Raw genomic sequence first — 20,841 nt, 5'->3', positions numbered from 1 at the left:
GTAAATATGAGATATTTTTTAATAACATGTATATTGCTGCTAAGTTGTTCAATAAGTACATGGGCAGAAAACATAGTAGTGACAGGAGTTGTGACTGATGCGCAGAAAGAGCCTTTGGTCGGTGTAAATGTAACGGTAAAAGATGTTCCAGGTTTGGGAGCTATAACTGATATAAATGGAAAATATAAAATAGCTATAGAACCATATCAGCGACTTATATTCTCTTATGTAGGTTTTGATAAGGTAGAAGTGTTAATAAAAGAACAGCGTGTAGTAAATGTAACGATGAAAGAATCGGCAGCCAGTTCGCTGGATGAGGTCGTAATTACAGGTACAGGAGTACAGAAAAAATTGACAGTAACAGGTGCTATTACAACGGTTAATGTATCTGACTTGATGCATACTGCAAATGGAAGCGTTGTCAATGCTTTAGCTGGTAATGTAGCTGGTGTACTTGCCATGCAGACATCTGGACAACCAGGTAGAAACACTTCTGAATTCTGGATTCGTGGCATCTCCACATTTGGTGCCAGTACATCGGCACTTGTATTGGTGGATGGTTTTGAGCGTGATCTGGATGATGTAAATATAGAAGATATTGAAGACTTCTCTGTATTGAAAGACGCTTCTGCAACTGCTATTTATGGTAGTCGTGGCGCAAATGGTGTTGTTTTGATTACCACTAAACATGGTAAGCCTGGCAAAATTAACATTGATGCAAAAGTAGAGACCTCTTATAATACACGTACAATTACACCAGAGTTTGTGGATGGATATACGTATGCTTCGATGATGAATGAGTCGAGAATAACTCGTAATCAGGAACCTATTTATCAACAAGATGAATTAAATATTTTACGCATGGGATTAGATCCTGATTTATATCCGAATGTTGACTGGAAAGATCTTTTGTTGAAGGATGGAGCGATGACTTATCGTGCTAATCTGAATATGAATGGTGGCGGTTCTACAGCGCGCTATTTTGTTTCATTAAGCTATCTCAAAGAAGATGGTATGTATAAAACAGATGAAACATTAAGAAAAGATTATAATACTAATGCGAATGCTAATACTTGGAATTATCGTTTAAATACAGATATCGATATTACGAAAACGACCTTACTAAAGGTTGGTGTTTCTGGTTCATTGAAAAAGTATAATGAACCTGGCTTGTCCGGTGATGTTTGGAAATCTTTGATGTATCAAAATCCGATTAGTGTTCCTGTGATGTATTCTAATGGCTATGTACCTGCTTATGGTACTGGTGAAAGAACAAATCCTTGGGTTCTTGCTACACAAACTGGTTACAAAGAACATTGGGAGAATACAATACAAACTAATATTACATTAGAACAAAAGTTGGATTTTATAACCCAGGGATTGAAGTTTATAGGTCGCTTTGGATTTGATACTTGGAATAAAAATAATATTGACCGTATTAAATGGCCGGAACAATATAAGGCGCAACGTTTTCGTGATGAAAATGGACAAATAGTTTTCGATCGTGTCACTGAAGAGCAGAAAATGAAACAGACGAGTTCTGCAGAAGGAAATCGTAACGAAATATTCGAAGCGGAATTACACTACAACCGGGGCTTTAAAGAACATCATGTCGGTGGAATTTTGAAATTTAATCAAGATTCTAAAGTGTTTACTGTAGGTACAGGTGAAGATCTGAAGAAAGGCATAGCCCGTCGTCATTTAGGATTGGCAGGACGCGTAAGTTACAATTGGAATTATCGTTATTTTGCAGATTTTAATTTCGGGTATAATGGCTCTGAGAACTTTGCGGATGGCCATCGCTTTGGCTTTTTCCCAGCAGTATCTGTTGCATGGAATGTGGCTGAGGAACCTATTATCAAAAAGAATTTTAAATGGATGAATATGTTTAAAATCCGTTACTCATTCGGTAAAGTAGGTAACGATGTTTTAAAGATTGGTAATGATGAATATCGTTTCCCTTATTTGTATACTATTGGAGATGGTACTGGTTATACTTGGGCTGATTATAATTATAGTAATTCATATTCAGGAAAACGCTATACAGATTTGGCTTCCAATTATGCTACATGGGAAATCGCAACAAAACACGATTTAGGTGTAGATTTAGCCTTGTTTAATGACAAATTCACTGCTACTGTCGATTATTTCCACGAGCAGCGAGAAGGTATTTGGATGGAACGTAAATATCTTCCTAGTATAGTAGGACTTGGAAGCAATCCACGGGCAAATGTTGGTAAGGTATTATCGGAGGGATTTGATGGTAATTTTGCTTATCGGGAGAAGATTAATAAGGTAGACATAACGGTACGTGGTAATATTACGTATAGTAAGAATACCATTTTGGAAAAGGATGAAGAAAACAATGTTTATCCTTATCAAATGGAAAGAGATTATCGTGTAAATCAGGCAAAAGGTTTAATTGCTTTAGGATTATTCAAAGACTATGATGATATTCGTAATAGCCCGAGACAAGATTTTGGTACAGTTCAGCCAGGAGATATCAAATATAAAGATGTGAATGGTGATGGTGTTGTTAATGATGGTGATAAGGTAGCTATTGGTGCAACAACCAGGCCTAATATGATTTATGGTTTCGGTATTTCTGCAAGCTGGAAAGGATTGGATGTAAATGTACATTTTCAGGGAGCTGGTAAGACATCCTTTTTTATAGATGGGCCGACTGTATATGCATTTAGTTCTGGTGAATGGGGAAATATTTTAGCTGATGTTGCTGGCTCTAATCGTTGGATTGAACATGAAATATCGGGAACAATGGCTACAGAAAATCCCAATGCTTCATATCCTCGTTTAAGTTATGGTGGGAATAATAACAACTATCGTCAGTCTACGTACTGGTTACGGAATGGTTCGTATTTACGCTTGAAAACCTTAGAGTTAGGATATTCTATACCCAAACCATTAGTTAATAAAATTCGTTTCAACAATATCCGTTTGTTCCTTCGTGGAAGTAATCTCTTAACCTTCTCCAGCTTTAAGTTGTGGGATCCGGAACTTGGAAGTTCTACAGGAACGGAATATCCGTTGGCAAAATCATTTACTTTAGGATTATCTGTTAACTTATAATTTAGATTATACTGATGAAGAAAAAATATATTTTACTATCTGCGATTTTAGGAATCGGATTAGGACTTTCCTCTTGTGCAGACCAACTTGATGCTGACCGCTATTTTAAGGATCGTATGAGTTTGAAAGATGTATTCTCTAGTAGAGATTATACAGAAGAGTGGCTGGCAAATGCATTTGAACATTTGACTGGTAGTAATGCGGATGTTTCCAGTAAAGGACATACTATGTATTGCTTTGCTGATGACATGTACTTTGGTGACCGTGATGATAAGTATAAGAAATGGAAAAACGGTGAATATGATGAGAACTGGGAACAAGGTCCTTGGGGATCATGTTATGAGGGGATACGCCAAGCTTCTATTTTTATATTGAATATAGACCAAAATATGAAGTTTACTGAGGAGGAACGAGCTGATTTGAAAGCACAGGCACGTTTTGTCAGAGCATATTATTATTGGTTACTACTTCGAAAATATGGTCCAATACCTTTGCTACCAGAAGAAGGATTGGATTATACAAAAGAATATGAAGAACTTGCCATACCACGCAATACGTATGATGAATGCGCTGATTATATAGCCTCAGAAATGAAAATTGCAGCTCGGGATCTTCCCTCAAAACGTGGAGCTAATAATGTCGCTCGTCCGACACGTGGTGCTGCTTTAGCTGCTCGTGCAAAGGTACTGCTTTATGCTGCAAGTCCGATCAATAATCCTCGTCCAGGAGATACAGAGAAGTTTACCGATTTAGTTGATCGTAATGGACGGAACTTGATAGCACAGGAATACAATGAGGAAAAATGGGCGAAAGCTGCTGCGGCTGCCCTTGATGTTATGAAACTTGAAGGTGGAACACGCTATGAATTATATCATAAATCTGCCAGCGAACAAGTTGGTACCGGATATCTTCCCACACTTCCTCCTTATGATGATGGTAACTTCGTGAATAAGAGCTGGCCTGATGGATATAAAGATATCGATCCATATGAATCTTATCGTTCATTATTTAATGGTAATGTGAATGCTTCTGATAATCCGGAACTGATTTTTACACGCGGACAAAATCAAAGTACGGAGGGTATTAATGTGATGGTACGACATCAATTGCCACGTGCGGCTAATGGCTGGAATACCCATGGGCTAACACAAAAGCAATGTGATGCTTACTACATGAAGGATGGTAAGAATTGTCCGGGAAAAGATTCTGAATATATAGACTATCCGGCATATGCCAAACGTATTGATCCTAATCCCCGTGCTGAAGGGTTTGTGACAGATGAAAATAAAGATCAGTATCCGGAATTAGGCAATAACAGAGTGGGTGTTAGTATGCAGTATGTAGGACGTGAGCCTCGTTTTTATGCGTCAGTTGCTTATAATGGTTCAACATGGTATTTATTGAATGAGCCGAACGATGCAAATAAAGATAAGCAAATTTTCTACTATAGAGGTGGTGGAAATGGATATACAAATACGATGTTCTGGTTACGGACAGGCATTGGGGTTATGAAGTTTGTACATCCCGATGATACCAATAGAGACGAAAAGGAGGAATATATTCGTAAAAAAGCAGAACCTGCAATTCGTTATGCTGAGATTTTGTTAATTTATGCGGAAGCATTGAATGAATTAACAGGAAACTATAATATTGCTTCTTGGGATGAGGAAACTCAATATACTATTCAACGTAATATTGATGAGATGAAGAAGGGTATTCAGCCTATTCGTATTCGTGCTGGAATACCTGATTATACTAGATCAGAATATGAAGATCAGGATCTTTTCCGCGAAAAATTGAAACGTGAACGCCAGATTGAGTTGATGGGTGAAGGACATCGTTACTATGACATTCGCAGATGGAAAGATGCTGAAGTAGAAGAATCATTACCCATATATGGTTGCAATACTTTGATGACAGAAAAGTGGAGAGATGTATTTCATGTTCCAGTTGCTATTCCGTCATTACCGACTAACTTCTCACGGAAAATGTATTTTTGGCCTATTAGCCATTCTGAGTTGAAGCGTAATAAGATGTTGACTCAGAATCCGGGATGGACTTATAATGATTAACTAGAAGAATTGATAAGACATGAAGAAAATATATACTTATTTAATGATACTAACCATGAGTGTGTTAGTTATCTCATGTAATAGTGAGTGGGACGAAGAACAATATGAACAGTATATCTCATTTAAAGCACCTGTTGGTGATAAAGGAGTAACTGATATTTATGTAAGATACAAGCAAGGTGGTGAAGCTACTTATAGATTACCTATGATTGTAAGTGGCTCTCTTCCAAATGGGAAGGATCGTACAGTTCATATTGCAGTAGATACAGATACATTGGATATTTTAAATGCGGCTCGCTTTGGACGTGAAGATCTTTATTATGTAGCACTGGAAAGTAATCGCTATGCATTTCCTTCTACAGTGGATATTCCGGCAGGTACATTTTCTACTCTGTTAGATATCACTTTTAATCTGGATAATATTGATTTGTTTAAGAAGTGGGTATTGCCGTTAAGTATTGCAGACGATCCTTCGTACAACTATGAAGGACATCCACGTAAAAATTATGCGAAAGCATTATTACGTGTATTACCTTTCAACGATTATTCCGGTACGTACAGTACAACTGCTATGCAGGTGTATATTAAAAACAGGGATGGGAGTATTGATAAAAGTGAGGCTATTCCTACTACTACACGTACTGCATATGTGGTTGATGAGAATACGGTGTTCTTTTATGCCGGTGCAATGGATGAAGACTTGATTGATCGCGATAAATACAAAATAAAGTTCCACTTTGAACCGGATGGAGAAAAGTTGGTGAAAATTACATCAGATAATGATAAAATTAAATTGAACCAATTAAAGGAAACATCTTATACGATTGCAGAAGTTCCGGATGTTACTCGTCCATATTTGCTACATCGTTATGTTACATTTAGTGTTGATTATGAGTTTGTAGATTATACTTCTGCCAATGAAGAAATTCCTTATTATGTGACGGGGGTTTTGACACTTGAACGTAATATTAATACTCAGATCCCGGATGAAGATCAAGCTATAGAATGGTAATCTATTCTATGAATTATTTGAGGAAGGATGTACGAATATTCGTGCATCCTTCTATTTTGTACACATAATTGAGAAACATTTAATTTAATAGACCTAGTGAGGAATTTCTATGATATTAGAGATCTCTTGAATATTTAGGTGTTTTTTATCAGATATTGTTCTTTATTGGTCAGAGTTTTTCATTTATTCTTTAATAACTTTCTTATTTTTGTATGAGGCATCAAAAGGACGAAGTTAATTAAATCAGAACAATAATGAATATAGAAAAACATTTACCTTGGCTTAGCGCTTTACTTCCTCTTGTGAGTGTGCAGGCAGAAACTCCTCCTAATGTAGTTATTATTTATATTGATGATATGGGCATAGGTGATATTGGTTGTTATGGAGGCAAGTTTGTTGCGACACCCAATATTGATAAACTGGCACAGGACGGAATACTGTTCAATCAATATTATTCTTCTGCTCCGGTTAGTTCGCCGTCCCGTTGCGGGTTGACAACAGGGCTTTTCCCACTTGAGGTAGGAATTAATACTTTCCTCAATGATAAAGCAAGTAACAAAAGATGTGAACAACGTAATTATCTGGATGACAAACTTCCTTCGATGGCGCGTGCCTTTCAGAATGCGGGCTATGCTACCGGGCACATCGGTAAATGGCATATGGGAGGCGGGCGTGATGTACATAATGCGCCTTCTATCAAAAATTATGGTTTCGATGAATATCTTTCCACCTATGAAAGTCCCGATCCGGCCCCTGCAATAACGGCCTCTAAATGGATTTGGTGTGATAATGACAGTGTAAAACGCTGGAAACGTACGGAATATTTTGTAGATAAGAGTATTGATTTTATTGAGCGTCATAAAGAGACTCCTTTCTTTCTCAATCTTTGGCCAGATGATATGCATACTCCATGGGTACCGGAGTTTAAACAAAAAGAAAGAAAAAGTTGGGAAACGAAAGAGGCTTTCTCGCCTGTGCTTGGGGAGATGGATAAGCAAATCGGTCGTTTTATAAAGACACTGGATGATATGGGATTATCAGAAAATACAATTATCATCTTCACTAGTGACAATGGGCCTGCGCCTAGTTTTAAAGCTGTTCGCTCTGCTTATTTGAGAGGAACTAAGAATAGTCTTTATGAAGGTGGTATCCGTATGCCGTTTATTGTTAAATATCCAAAGAAGATAAAACCTGGGCAGGTGAACAATTCTTCAGTGTTATGTGCTGTGGATTTATATCCTACTTTGTGTTCTGTAGCCGGAATAAAAACAGAAAAGAATTATAAAGGCGATGGACAGAATTATGCGAAGGTTCTGCTCGGCAAATCGGAAGCCAAACGAAAAACTGATTTAATGTGGGACTTCGGTAGGAATAAGCATTTTATGTTTCCTGGAAATCCTTACGATAGAAGTCCGCATCTGGCTATACGCAGTGGCAAATGGAAACTGTTGGTGAATGGAGATGGAAGCGATCCGCAGTTGTTTGACATGGAACAGGATAAATTCGAAAAAAATAATATAGCTGGAGAACATTCAGAGTTAGTAGCAAAACTAAGCAAGAAAGTATGCGAATGGTATGCCAGAAATAAAGATAAAGGATTGCAAACAGACCGCTAATTAAAAATACATGAATTCAAAAGCTTTTCTTTTACCGGCAGCACTGATGATAGCCGGCAATTCCGTTGCAAACGCAAAAGGGAAAAAAACTGATAAAAGGCCCAATATACTGGTGATTCTTGCAGATGACCTTGGTTATTCTGATTTAGGATGTTATGGCAGTGAAATCCATACACCTAACCTTGATAAACTGGCACAACAAGGAGTACGCTTCAACCATTTTTATAATGCCAGTCGTAGTTGTCCCACCCGTGCTTCTTTGCTGACCGGACTGTATCAGCATCAGGCAGGAATCGGACGAATGACTTTTGATGATAACCTGCCCGGGTATCGTGGTACACTTTCACGTAATGCGGTTACGATAGCCGAAGTGCTGAAAGAATCTGGTTACACTACCAGTATGATCGGAAAATGGCATGTTGCTGAAACTCCATTGCGTAAAGATCAGCGTGAATGGCTGGCACATCATGTTTACCATGACACCTATTCAGATTTATGTCATTATCCGGTAAACCGTGGCTTCGATTCTCATTACGGAACTATTTATGGAGTAGTAGACTACTTTGACCCGTTCAGCTTGGTTGAAGGAGAGGTGCCTGTAAAAGAAGTGCCGGAAGGATACTATATTACTCAGGCACTTTCAGATCGTGCTGCAGAAGAAGTGACGGAGTATGCCAAAGACGATAAACCGTTTTTTATGTATTTGGCTTATACTGCTCCACATTGGCCGTTACACGCTTTGCCTGAGGATATTGAAAAATATAAGGATACTTATAAAGTTGGTTGGGAAGCTATACGCAATGCCCGTTATGAGCGTCAGAAACAACTGGGAATATTTCCGGGAATGGATGACTTTTTATCTGAACGTCAGTTCAAGGACAGATGGGAGGACAATGTACACGCGGAATGGGATGCCCGTGCAATGGCTGTGCATGCTGCAATGATCGACCGTATGGATCGTGGAATTGGTCAGGTTGTTGATGCGCTGGAGAAGACCGGTCAGCTGGATAATACACTGATTCTTTTTCTCTCTGACAATGGTTGTAGCAATGAAAATTGTCAGAATTACTCTCCGGGAGAGAATGACCGCCCGGATATGACTCGCAAAGGGGAGAAGATGGTGTATCCTCATAACAAAGAGGTATTGCCCGGGCCACAAACTACCTATGCTTCATTGGGAGCTCGCTGGGCAAATGTTGCCAACACCCCGTTCCGTTTTTGGAAGGCCAAGTCTTATGAAGGAGGTATCTGTACTCCGATGATTGCGCATTGGCCGAAAGGGATTAAAAAGAATGTGGGAGGTATGACATCTGAGATTGGTCATGTAATGGATATCATGGCCACCTGTATAGACATGGCAGGTGCTACTTATCCGACTAAATACAAAGGGAACGATATAACCCCTATGGAAGGAAAGAGTTTGCTTCCTGTTTTCAAAACAGGTCATCGAGAGGGACATGATTATTTGGGCTTCGAACATTTCAATGAACGTGCCTTTCTGTCCAAAGACGGTTGGAAACTGGTCCGTCCGGGTGAGAATGCCAAATGGGAGTTGTATAACTTGAATGAAGACCGTAGTGAACAATATAATCTGGCAGATAAATATCCGGGAAAGATGAGCGAAATGGTGAATGCTTATGAAGCATGGGCGAAACGTTGTATGGTAGAACCATATCCGGGCCAAAAAAGAAATAAAAACAGCGTAAAGAGAATGGAAGAATAAGTAGGGATGAAAATAGCAAGGAATGGGAACGTTGGGCGCATGCGAACTTTGTTCTGCCTAAACATCCGAAAAAATGAAAGAAGGACAGATGAAGAGTAGATTGATCTTGAGGTATCTATGGCAGTAGATGAGATGTTATGATGTAACTGCCAATTGAAATTATTTAATATCGCCCCTGGTTCTTTAGAAATCAGGGGCGATATTAGTTATAGCAGGAACGATACTCATTGTGAGTATCTGTATCTTATTGGGATGTTCCCATTGTAGAATATGTCATACTGCCGATTTTACCATCATTACTCAATGTTTCGGCTTGGATAATTAATGGGGTGGAATATTGATTGTTATAACACTCGATGACCACTTTTCCGTTATTGTCTGTCTGCACAGACGGATTCCAGTAAAGCGTCCGTCTTTTGTCAACCTGATCTTTATATAATTCTTTGTCCGGATAAGCGGGAGAATAATATTCTAATGCCGGAGTATACCCCTGTATCATCGTTTGACGGGTTCCAAGAGCGGCTGTCTCATGCTTATTCAAAACGTTATGTCTGGGTAGTGGAATCAGATAAAAGATGCTATATTTATCTAATTCCGATATATTCACATCGTTTGAGTTAGAAAGTTTTGTGTTCTGAATGATTTCGTCACTAATTCCTCCGCTACCCTTACCGATAATGATTGAGGCTAATCCATCTACTTCAGTCAACATCATTTTGACTTCTGTTTCGGATAGAATCCTGTTCTCCATAATGTAGCAGATCGGTTTTTGACGGTAAGTATAGGTGTCATTTGTTCGATCCCAATAGAAGAGAGGGCTTAGTTTTTCCATTAATTCAGGAATCGTAGTAACCACTTTCCCATTGTCACGGAGCTTATCTACTGATTGTCGTATATCATAGTAAGCATCAATACTTTGCTCGTTGATCTTAGTAGTCATGTTTGTACTTTTGGAACGGCGCTTGCTTTTAATTTCAACTTCGTCCAATAGATAAAGACCGTCTGCCCGGCGGACAGAATCCATATACAGAGAGTCGAACTTTTCTGCTTGTTGCTGCCAGCGATCTATGCTGCTCCACTTGGGATGTAGTTCGCTGTAGTCATAAGCCCGGACAGCTGGTGAGAAATGGCGATCAATAAAGATGGAAGCATCTTTGTTCCGTTCTTTACCAGCTCTTCGGGTTTGGATGATAGCTTCCAGTTCTCCTTCAAAGTCTTCCATCGGGATGCTGAAATACCCGTTCTCATCTGTGACAGTCTGCCCGGTAATAATATTCGCATCTTTTTTGACCATTACACTAAGGTCTATATTCTTTAGTTTATTTTTGAGAATAGTTGACTTTACTTGTCCATATAGCACTAATTGAGATTCAGGAGCCTGATTGGCAACAAATGGAGTCGTTCCGATAAGTTGGCTCATATCATATTTGCGCCATCCATGCACCAATAATAGTATATCCAGTTCTTTCTGCTTTCGGGGAGAAGCTTCTGTGAAATAATATCCCGGTTGATGTATATAGCCTTTTAAATCAGATGTTAAAAGAAGATCGGTGAAAAGATTATTATCGTATGCTGAATAGTCCGAACGGAGGGCATCGCGGATACTCACCGATAACTTACTTGGGATAGGTTCTCCCAAGGCATTGTTTACTTGAAGTTCGCAGCGGATTGGAGCGTATGGGGCATATATTGTTTTCAGTCCATTGGGAGATATTTGCAAAGGTGCCCGAGGAGAGGAAAATACGAATCGTTCGCTTATTGTATTTCCTGCACGGTTGATGAGGCTGATTTGTAAGACTCCTGGCGGTAATTTACGGGATAGCAAGGTGAAACTCTGAGGCTTATTTACTTGGCAACTGATTAATTGATAAGCATATGGACGTCCTTGGTGATTAACGAAAACTGCTAATGTGTCTTGAGGGGTCGAAGCATTGCAGGCTACCTCTACCGAGATCGCTCCGGCATTGTTGTTTATTTTTAAAACATATCCATTGGGCAATGCTTTAGGAAGCGAAAATTTGTAATCTTTTCCATGATAGTTTACCTTGGCTATAGCAGGTTTAGCAGAAGGTGTGTACTCAAAACATCCCATTCCATCGTGTAAAGTCTCGAAAGAAGTGATTTCTTGTCCTTCTTGGGTGTACAGGGTACCTGATAAATTAATCTCACCTTCACTTTTACTTTCTGCTTTAAAAGCTACCTGTGATGTAAGCCCCTCTACCAGTTGTCCTCCTTCCGGAAAGAAACGCAGACTCAGTTTCTCTTTAGTCTCTTCCGGTCTTGTTTCCATAGAAGGGCTTAATTCATAAGTGCTGATGCTACGTTCCAGCTGATCGCTGTTTGACAGTTGATAAATAGGGAAAGTACGTGAAAAATAATGCGGCTCGTTAAAGGCAAGCATCCAGCGGGTGTAGGCACGTACTTCATAATAGCCTGACAACATTGATTTGGATAATACAAACTGACCGTTTCCTTCTCCTTGTGTCAATTTGATAATCTGTTTGTCGGCTATGTGACCTGCCTGATCTACCAACTCCACGTATAAAGGACGGCTGATTGAACTGAAAACTTGTTTCTCGGCAAGAGTTACATACGCTTTGAACCAGATAGTGTCACCTACATAATAACTTGTATTGTCGAAATGCAGATAAGCTTTTTCGCGTGGATAAGTTTCAGCAAAGGTTTGAGCTTGATTCATATATTGTTCAAATACCACTTTGGCCGGTGGATTTTCGCCATGAACACCTGTCATCAAGATACTGCATAAGAGTATAAATAAGAATCTTTTGTTTTTCATATTAGTGTTTCTATTTTAAAGGGAGCCATACTTTATGACTGCTGTTTTTATCTCTGTTTGCTACCATATAGTAAGGAATTGCTATTCCGGACCATTCATTATTGTTTATTTGTATGATGTTTACATCGCGGAATTGCTGATGTTGTTTGCCAATAGCATATTGAGTCTCTGGCATTATTCTCATCTGATTGAGGTTCGGGTTATCGCAACTTTCAATACAGTAAATCACAGGACCGGATGCTAATGCAACCTGTTGATTCAGTTCCTTGATCTGATGGTTAGGAGTAATAATACGCGGATTTATCGGGAGTTTCAGCATTACTTTATCCTTAGGATACCACTTGCGGTCAATCTCTGCGTATCCATCTTTGATTTTGAGATTGACAGGTTGATTGTTTACGTAGAGTTTAATCTCATCCTTCAGATCAGATTCATACAAACCATAAGGATTTTCTATTCCCTGTGCCCATCCCGGAATGCGTATTCGAAGTGGGAATCGGGTTGCTTTTAGGGGACTGACTGTCAGTTGTACAGTCCCGTTCCACGGATATTCGGTTTCTTGTTTGAGCTGAATTTCCTTTCCTTTACCTAGCTGAATCTGTGTTTCACTGCCTACAAATAAGTTGATATAAATCCCCTTGGTATCGTGAGAATAGATAAATCCGGGGAATGCTCCGGTAAATTTCAGGAACATGGGAGGACAGCAAGGACAGCCGTGCCATTCCCAACGGTTATGCTTTTCAGCATTGAGTGGATTCTGGTACGTATACTGATTGCCTGAAAGGGAAACAGCCGTCAATGCACTGTTATAAAGTACTCTTTCCAGTTCATCCATGTATTTTCCCTCTCCGGTCAGCTCATTCATACGTTGGCTGAAGAAACCGGCGCCGATGGCAGCACAAGTTTCCAGATAAGCATCAGCGGGAAGATAATAATCAGGACCGAATTTCTCGTCTTCATGGATGGCCCCCACACCTCCGGTGATAAACATTCGCTTACCGACCATATTGTCCCACAGCCGTCTGGCTGTTTCTACATAGGCTGAAGAATGATTCTCAAGTGCGGCGGTAGCAATGCCTGTTGCCAGTAAAGTTGCACGTACAGCATGTCCTTCTATTGTTTGTTGATCGAATACGGGAATGGAATCCTGTGCATAGTCTCCCCAGGAAGGGCGGGAGTGAGGGCTGTATTGCGCTTCTGCATATTGGTTTTCCCTAATCCATCGTTCTGCTTTCTCGTTACCCCAACTCTTCCATAAGGGGAATCCACAGTGATGTCCTCGGTTTTCTATCCAGAAAGTGAGCAGTTTCCAATAGTTGTCTTCATTGACAGGCACTTCAAGTTCCGTTTTTAGCTCCGGATGCTGTTTGTACAGCCAATACAGTTTAATAATTGCTTCTTCCGGTCCGGAATGTGAAGGGACGATGTTCTTCTTAGGTTGTTCTCCCATGTATTCGCACATGTAGTTTGTCAGACGCGTTGCTACGGAGAGTAATTTCGTCTTTCCGGTGGCCAGATAATAGTGCACGCTGGCTTCTATCAGCATACCGGAGTTATATACCTCATGCTGCCATCTCAGAAATCCCCCGTTTTCACCCCATCGGTGTTCCGGTTCGTCAAGAGTAGTGTAGGTGTTGATATATCCATTCGGATCTGTAGCTTGTGCGGCTGCAATGCGATTGATGTAGTCATCAACCCGTGCTTCCAGATTCTTGTCGGGATATAATATCAGGTAGTCGGCAATGCCTCGGATCGATTCGTAGATAAGTCCGTCGAACCAGGGCGGTCCTACGTGACCGCCGGTACCTGTACAGCCTTGGGTTACCCGGTCGAAGTTGCTTAATGTATTGTGATTGCCGGGCTCATTGACGTGTTTGCCTTCAAATTTGTTTAATACGTCGTCAATGGTAACACGTTTCCATAATTCCATTTTCGGTGACCAGAAAGAATCATCTATATGTACCTTTCTGGCTTCAATGAAAGTCACTTTACCCATCGGCTTTTGGGCATATGTTGTTGTATACTTGCCACTTAAGTTGCATAATGTGAATGCCAATAACAGTGTAAAATGGTGTTTCTTCATAATTCTTCTTTGTGTGATTCAGACTTTTATTCCTTCTTCTCTTTTTGCGGTCTGCTTGGTATCTTTTCAAAAATAGCTTTGATACGCTCCATGTTGAGTTTGGGGCGGCGGTCGTAATAGTAAATACCATTCTTCTCTTGTTCGATATCGGTGAACTGCGTATAGCAGAATCCGGTGATATTGTTGGCAAACAATATGGCATTGATATAACTTTCCAGGCGTTCGTAGAAGCCTTCTTCATTAGTGAGCATATCGCTATATCCCCATGAATTATTCCGTTCCTGGCCTTCTGCCCATACGACTCCTCCGAATTCTCCGACAAAGAGAGGCTGGTTATGCTGATAATTATTGTCGGATTTTAGGCGCAAAGAGAAGCGTGTTGGGTCCGATTCGTAATTCCGGAAGTTCCAAATGTCAGTTGTGAAATGTATGTCACCTGCTATATCGTTGACGAGGCGGGTAGGATCAATCGCTTTGGTCAGGCGGTAAGTATCCGAAATCAGTCGTACAAAGGTAGAAGGAAACATATTCACAGACGGTTGATTGAAAGGTGTCCATGTGATAATGGAGGGATGGTTACGATCTCTTATCAGAATCTCCGTCCATTCGCTAAGGAAGTTGCGTGATGCTATTTCATTGCTGATGTTCATGCCCCAGTTAGCGGATTCTCCCCACGTGATAAATCCTAATTTGTCTGCCCAGTAATGGAATCTTTCTTCAAACACCTTTTGATGAAGGCGCGCACCGTTGAATCCGGCAGCTTTACACAACAGAATGTCATTTTTCAGTGCTTCATCGCTAGGGGCAGTCCATATTCCATCAGGATAATAACCTTGATTCAATACAAGACGTTGGAAGTAAGGTTCATTGTTCAGGTAGATCATTCCGTTGGATGTGTGCACTTTGCGCATCCCCGTATACGATTTTACTTCATCAATCACTTTTCCTTTTTCATCTTTGATGCGGTAAGTGATGTCATACAGGAAAGGATCTTCGGGACTCCACAGCTTCATCTTTTTTATGGGAATAACAAGGTTGGAGCCGTTGATGCATTTGACCGTTTTCTGGGCGACTTGTCTGTTACCGTCAGATAAGATGATTTCCATTGTCTTGTCATTAGACGATTGATAGAACTCTGGTGTGATGAACAATTGTTCCCCGTCTATATCCGGTCGTGTTTCTATAGCTTTTAATCCATAAGGTGAAACTGCTTCCAGCCATACAGTCTGCCAGATTCCGGTGACGCGGGTGTAGAAGCAGGCAAATGAAGATACTTGAGGAGACTGTTTGCCCACTGCCTGTGCGCCTGAACGAATATCATCAATAACGAAAACAACCAGATTGTGTGTCTGTCCCGGTTTCACTGACTGGGTCAGATCTATCGAGAATGACGAACTGCCTCCGCAATGATTGCCGACGAATTCTCCATCGATAAAGATTTCTGCAAAATAATCCACAGCACCGAAGTTAAGCAATATCTTTTTCCCTTGCCATTCTGCCGGTATAGACAGAGAACGTTGATACCACATCTGATTAATGAAGTCTGTGTAGCTCACTCCGGACAACTTGCTTTCCGGACAGAAAGGCACTGTAATTGTGTTATTGAAACTTTTAGCTTCGAACAGCTTGCGGTTTTTCCCGGAGTTGGAAAGATCGAATTCGTATGTCCAAGTGCCATTTAAATTTATCCATTCAGTTCTTTCGAACTGAGGACGGGGATATTCCGGACGTGGAATGTCATTCGTCGCATTTACTGTAAAAGATAACAATAAACCGAACAGAATCAGATGTGATTTCTTCATGATAGTACTTTAATGTTTTGTGCTAATTTACATTATTAATGTGTATTAGTACAAAGGTAAGAATTTAGACTTCTGAAAGAGGAAACATACTGTTCAATAAAAGAAAAAAACTGTTCATTGATGAGATAAATATTTCTTGTGTTTCCTTATTTCCGTTTTAAGCATGAATTTCGGCTTATTCCGACTGAAATGATTGTCTTACTTTTATCTATACCGAATTTTGTTGTTTATTGAACTGCATATTTCCTTTTTTCTCTGATCTTTTTCTTATTTTTGTAATATCAGAGTATAATACTATGGTAAAAGATATTTTTGTTGACAGCACCTTTATTGATGGTGTCATTCATTATTCTATTAAATAAAGAAGTATGAGTGGATTTTTAGGTAATATCGATATAAGTACAGCAATGACAATTGCTGCTGCTATTGTTATCATTTCATGTGTGTGGGGCAGTGTTATAGTGACCAGAAAATTTTATAAGGAACGTAGATTTGTCAGACTGATGTTGTGTTATGGCTGTTACTTGATACTTATTATAATGGTGACATACCAATGGTGTAGAGTGGTACTTAAATAATAAATAAAACTATGAGAACACTTCTTTTTTTGCTTCTATGTATAAGTACGAGTTTTGCGATAGCTCAGATTTCCCCAAAAGCTGTTGAGAAGAATAAGGAAGCTGAAATAGATTCACTGGAATCGGAAATGATGAATTTCTTTCAAGCGACGTTGGAAAGGAATTATGGTCGAAAAGATGCTCTTGACTTATTAGTAAAGGGTCTGGAACGATATCACTTCAACTATTTATTGGATGTAGACAAAGGGCAACTGGAACGGATTAATGAAAAACTATATGCGGGTGGTTTACTCTATTCCTATTTTGTTGATGGAGCTATTCTACATGATTCTTGCACGCTGTTTGTTCCAACTGGAGTTTCTCGGTCAGAATATTGTCAGTCTGATGTCTATAAACAGGCGTCTGAGAGTTTAAAGGAGCATGGTGGTTCTCTAAATCTTGTTACTGATTCGCTAAAATATGCATATATGAAGACTCAAGTTGAGTATATAATATTGCCGTTTAAGAAACGGTTGGATGGCTTTACATATTTGCAAAGGGAATTGGAACTGGCTATTCACCCTGCCTTGAAAGCGTATCTCAAAGCTGAAGATGTAACAGGAGGAGTTTCTTCGGTTATGCTATTTGAGGAAATTGCCAAAGATACGAATCATTTCTGCAGTGATTTTAAGACGGATCGTGATGTAAGGATGTTCCTGACGCTTTATTTCTGGAAATATTTATGCTATTTTGCGAATATTGATTTTTATACTGGTCGGGATAAAACTGAAGGAATTTTGAAGGAAGAGTCGAATTAATTGGGAAATATGATTATAAACCACAATAGCAAATAATAGATATTGTAAATTCGATAGTTAAAATGGGATGAAATAATCCCGAGAATACAGATATCAGAAGAAAATATCTTATGCTTACCGAGTACTATATAGTTTTAAAACAGTAACTATTTATATTATGAAATTGAGATTTGTACATTTGTTATTATTGCAGTCCATAATGCTTCTTCCTTCCTGTTCTAGCCAGAGTAAGAAAAGTATGGATACATCGACAGAACCTGTTGATGCACAGGTGAATGTGGCGGATAGTAGTGTCGATGAACAACAAGCTATCAGCATGATTAAAGACTTTTATGAGGCCTATGCTGTCAGTTGCCTGTCCATAGGTAAAGAAGCCGTTGCTCTAGGAGACTCAGTTAAGGAAAAGTATCTGACCAAGGAGCTGATTGAAAAAGTGGATAGTTTGGTAAAGGCAACAGATGCTGATCCGATTATTCGTGCGCAAGACTTGGGGGAAGATGATATAAAAACATTGGTGGTGAAGCATTTGAATGACAATTGGTATCAGGTTGGCTATACTTCAGCTAAAGGCAGCCAGTTTGAACGTGCTGTCAGTATTCCCGTTAGAGTAGTTAACATTGGTGGACAGTATCAGATTGATGATATAACCGCGGAAAATGAATAGCATAAAAGTAAGCGGTATAAAAAAAGACAAACAGCTCTTTTCTTAAAGTAAAAGATGCTGTTTGTCTAAATTCAACGAGGAAAAGAGTATCTGTTTTATTTCTGTTCTTTGATTTTTTCCATCAGTAGTTTCATATAGTAACCACCTACTACGGAACGTGCCTTAAAGTTCATCATCTTTCCGGTATTCGTATCATGCCAGTCGCTGATAGGCACACGGGAAGTTGTTTCGTTCGCATAATCATAGAACGGGTCAATGAACTTTTGGAAAGTAGCGTCATCCGGTGACATACAAGCACTCCATACAATCCAGTCGGTTTTGGTGTATTGCGCACGAGAGTCCAGTAGCAATCCATATTTATTCTGCTTGGTCAGATAGAAAGGAATTTCTGTGTCGAATATTTTCTGTGGGAAGATGTTCATGTTAAATACTTTGTCCCATACCAGATTATATTTCTGACTCCACGTTCCCGGCTTGTCGAATGCCAGTTTGTAATGGTCACCGTCGAATGCCATTTTCTCCCATTCTATCGCAAGTTTCTTAGCGGTTTCGATATATCTGTTCGCAGTTGTTTCTTTGCCCAGCATGCGTGCCATTTCTCCATATCCGGCAATTGCCATGATTGCTTTGGCAGAAAGGTTGGCGTTGTGTGCCAAGTGTCCGGCAAAGTCGTCTGTGCAAAGCTGGTTTTCCGGGTCCAGTCCATTTTCGATCAGGTAGTTTGCCCACGTAGATAATGTTTCCCAGTATTTGGAAGCATAGTTGGCATTACCTTCCATCATAGAAATCGCAGTGGTTACCAGAATCATGTTTCCGGCCTCTTCGATAGGCATATCTTCACCATAGAGCTGTCCGTTGGCAATAGGATAAGTTCCTAAGTCATGCGCAGGATAAGGTTTGTTCCAGCGTCCGCTTTCGCTATAGTAGAAGATAGAGTTGAGCATACCTTTCATCAGTTCCGTATTATAAATGAGATATAGCGGAGAAGATGGGTAAGTGAGGTCTACCGTATTGATGCAGCCATTGCTGTGGTTCTCTTTGGACAAGAATAACAGGTTGCCTTCTTTGTCGGTAAGGAGCTTATGAGCAGTAATAGAGTGGCGGTAGGTCAAAGCGAGCAGTTCGGCATATTTTCTGCCTCCGGCTTTTTCCGCGTCAGCCATTAATTGCCGGTCGAAAGCGCGGCAGCGTTCCATCAATGAAGGATAAGAAGCCTGTGCACGTTCGAAAGCGTCAAAGATGCTGACTTGTCCGTTGTGTTTCCAGTACGCCATACGACGTTCGTAGAAATATTCGATGGCATAGATGTCATCATAGCCTACCATTACATAGCCTGATTTGCCCTGGCTGTCAACCTTGCCCAGGTTTTCGGTATAAGCCATGGCAGGCATACTGCTTTCGCTGCGGGAGATCATATTCTGAGAGTTCGGAAGCAGTTTGCCGCTGCTGATAAATGATTGCTTCATGTCATAGTAGCTACCTATACTCAGGTCTTTGTTGGGCGCATTGTTGCTGGCCAGATAGGCATATCCCCAGTCGATACGCACGCCATCTCCTTTACGTTTCACGTAAGGCTGGTCGATGGTACCCGCTTTGAGATAATCCATGCCGTTTTTGCTGATCTTTTCGGAAATTGTTGGTTGTGACGGTTCGTGTACGGCGAGTTGCGGGGTCGTTTCGATATAAACTTGTACGTCGTGTTGTTTCTTATCGAGTGAACGTACGCGATAAGAAATGTAGTTGATGGGAGTTGAGATCAGATCGAGATCCTCCATCAGCAGGGGAGCGGTAAATACAAGGTCCAGTTCTACCGGTCCGCAGGTGAATGTATAGTAAGTCTGGGTAGGTAATACATCGACAGACTTTTGAATAGCGGGTTCTTTGAAATTACTGATTTGTTTATTCTCACGAAACAGTCCGAAATCAACATATGCTCCGCCTGTTGTGTTGTGACAGTGAGCGGCGATGACGTTGGTTCCTTTGCGGAGTTTGGCTTTGGCCGATGCCGACAGTTCGACGGTGACATCGTTATTCCAGGAATAGTCGGTTGCCACCAGCTTTTCACCATTGAGGTAGAGTTCGAAAACATCGTCGTGGGAGTAACGGAGATAGATTTTATCGTTCGTTAAGTCCTGTTGCAGGTCGAAGCTGCGGCGTACCCAGATATCTTCGGTGTTCCACTCTGTGCTGATATACTTCATATCTTTGGTGCCGAAAGCGGCTTTCCCTTTTTTCCATCCGGCATCGTCGAATTGGGCTTGCATCCAGCTGGAAGCAGGCTGAGACAGGGTGTACTTAGCTTCCCAGCGTTCGTCATTCGTCATCGGAAGAATGACTTCCAGATTTTCCTTGTCTTTACCCATGAAACGATATACTTTCCCGTCTACTCGCAGAGCGCCCAGCAAAGGATGTGTGGCAGCTGTCCAGTGTTCGGTGTTTCCCTCGTTCAGTTCGTTGTAGGGAGACCAGATAGCGAGATAGGTATCGGAGGTGATCAGAGGTACCGACGGTGCGCGTAAAGCGATATCCTGACTTGTTTTAAACAGGTCAGTTGCCTGCACGTTGCATGCAAGGCAAACTGACATGATTGTAGAGAAGAGTTTATTCATT

11 protein-coding genes are annotated in these 20,841 nt (G+C 40.4%); 7 read left to right on the top strand and 4 right to left on the bottom strand.

Annotated elements, in window-relative coordinates; genetic code table 11:
* The first annotated feature begins 6 nt into the window (after window positions 1–6).
* The 5 genes from BLW31_RS20035 (at window position 7) to BLW31_RS20015 (ending at window position 9,510) form a co-directional block, all read left to right on the top strand.
* Window positions 7–3,087: a SusC/RagA family TonB-linked outer membrane protein gene (locus BLW31_RS20035; protein ID WP_022301402.1), complete on the top strand. Its 3,081-nt coding sequence runs from the start codon at window positions 7–9 to the stop codon at window positions 3,085–3,087.
* 14 nt (window positions 3,088–3,101) lie between these two features.
* Window positions 3,102–5,159 (top strand): RagB/SusD family nutrient uptake outer membrane protein, encoded by a 2,058-nt coding sequence (locus tag BLW31_RS20030; protein WP_010536215.1) that lies wholly within the window; start codon window positions 3,102–3,104, stop codon window positions 5,157–5,159.
* Window positions 5,160–5,178: 19 nt separating this feature from the next.
* Complete coding sequence (locus BLW31_RS20025) at window positions 5,179–6,171, top strand: DUF4973 domain-containing protein (RefSeq protein ID WP_010536216.1); 993 nt, start codon at window positions 5,179–5,181, stop codon at window positions 6,169–6,171.
* A 254-nt stretch (window positions 6,172–6,425) separates the two neighbouring features.
* Window positions 6,426–7,787: a sulfatase-like hydrolase/transferase gene (locus BLW31_RS20020; protein ID WP_010536217.1), complete on the top strand. Its 1,362-nt coding sequence runs from the start codon at window positions 6,426–6,428 to the stop codon at window positions 7,785–7,787.
* Between the two features lie 10 nt (window positions 7,788–7,797).
* Window positions 7,798–9,510: an arylsulfatase gene (locus BLW31_RS20015; protein ID WP_010536218.1), complete on the top strand. Its 1,713-nt coding sequence runs from the start codon at window positions 7,798–7,800 to the stop codon at window positions 9,508–9,510.
* A 244-nt stretch (window positions 9,511–9,754) separates the two neighbouring features.
* Here the strand turns inward: BLW31_RS20015 and BLW31_RS20010 are convergent, their stop codons facing one another.
* The 3 genes from BLW31_RS20010 to BLW31_RS20000 are packed head-to-tail and all read right to left on the bottom strand — an operon-like array spanning window position 9,755 to window position 16,192.
* Window positions 9,755–12,307 carry a hypothetical protein gene (locus BLW31_RS20010; protein ID WP_010536219.1) on the bottom strand — a complete coding sequence of 851 codons (2,553 nt, stop codon included), beginning with the start codon at window positions 12,305–12,307 and terminating at the stop codon, window positions 9,755–9,757.
* A 10-nt stretch (window positions 12,308–12,317) separates the two neighbouring features.
* Window positions 12,318–14,390 (bottom strand): glycoside hydrolase family 127 protein, encoded by a 2,073-nt coding sequence (locus BLW31_RS20005; protein ID WP_010536220.1) that lies wholly within the window; start codon window positions 14,388–14,390, stop codon window positions 12,318–12,320.
* A 26-nt stretch (window positions 14,391–14,416) separates the two neighbouring features.
* Complete coding sequence (locus tag BLW31_RS20000; protein ID WP_010536221.1) at window positions 14,417–16,192, bottom strand: glycoside hydrolase family 2 protein; 1,776 nt, start codon at window positions 16,190–16,192, stop codon at window positions 14,417–14,419.
* A gap of 589 nt (window positions 16,193–16,781) precedes the next feature.
* Between BLW31_RS20000 and BLW31_RS24935 the strand changes: the two genes are divergently transcribed.
* A complete protein-coding gene (locus tag BLW31_RS24935; protein ID WP_010536223.1) occupies window positions 16,782–17,567 on the top strand; it encodes a hypothetical protein in 786 nt (261 codons plus the stop codon).
* Between the two features lie 238 nt (window positions 17,568–17,805).
* Window positions 17,806–18,231: a DUF3828 domain-containing protein gene (locus BLW31_RS19990; RefSeq protein WP_010536224.1), complete on the top strand. Its 426-nt coding sequence runs from the start codon at window positions 17,806–17,808 to the stop codon at window positions 18,229–18,231.
* 95 nt (window positions 18,232–18,326) lie between these two features.
* On the opposite strand, the gene BLW31_RS19985 is transcribed toward BLW31_RS19990, so the two are convergent.
* A complete protein-coding gene (locus BLW31_RS19985; protein WP_010536225.1) occupies window positions 18,327–20,840 on the bottom strand; it encodes a glutaminase domain-containing protein in 2,514 nt (837 codons plus the stop codon).
* Window position 20,841: the final 1 nt, after the last annotated feature.

The sequence above is a fragment of the Bacteroides faecis MAJ27 genome, assembly GCF_900106755.1.
GTDB classification, from domain to species: Bacteria; Bacteroidota; Bacteroidia; order Bacteroidales; family Bacteroidaceae; genus Bacteroides; species Bacteroides faecis.
The sequence above is the reverse complement of the archived record's forward strand: the minus strand, read 5'-3'. Positions and strand labels throughout refer to the sequence as shown.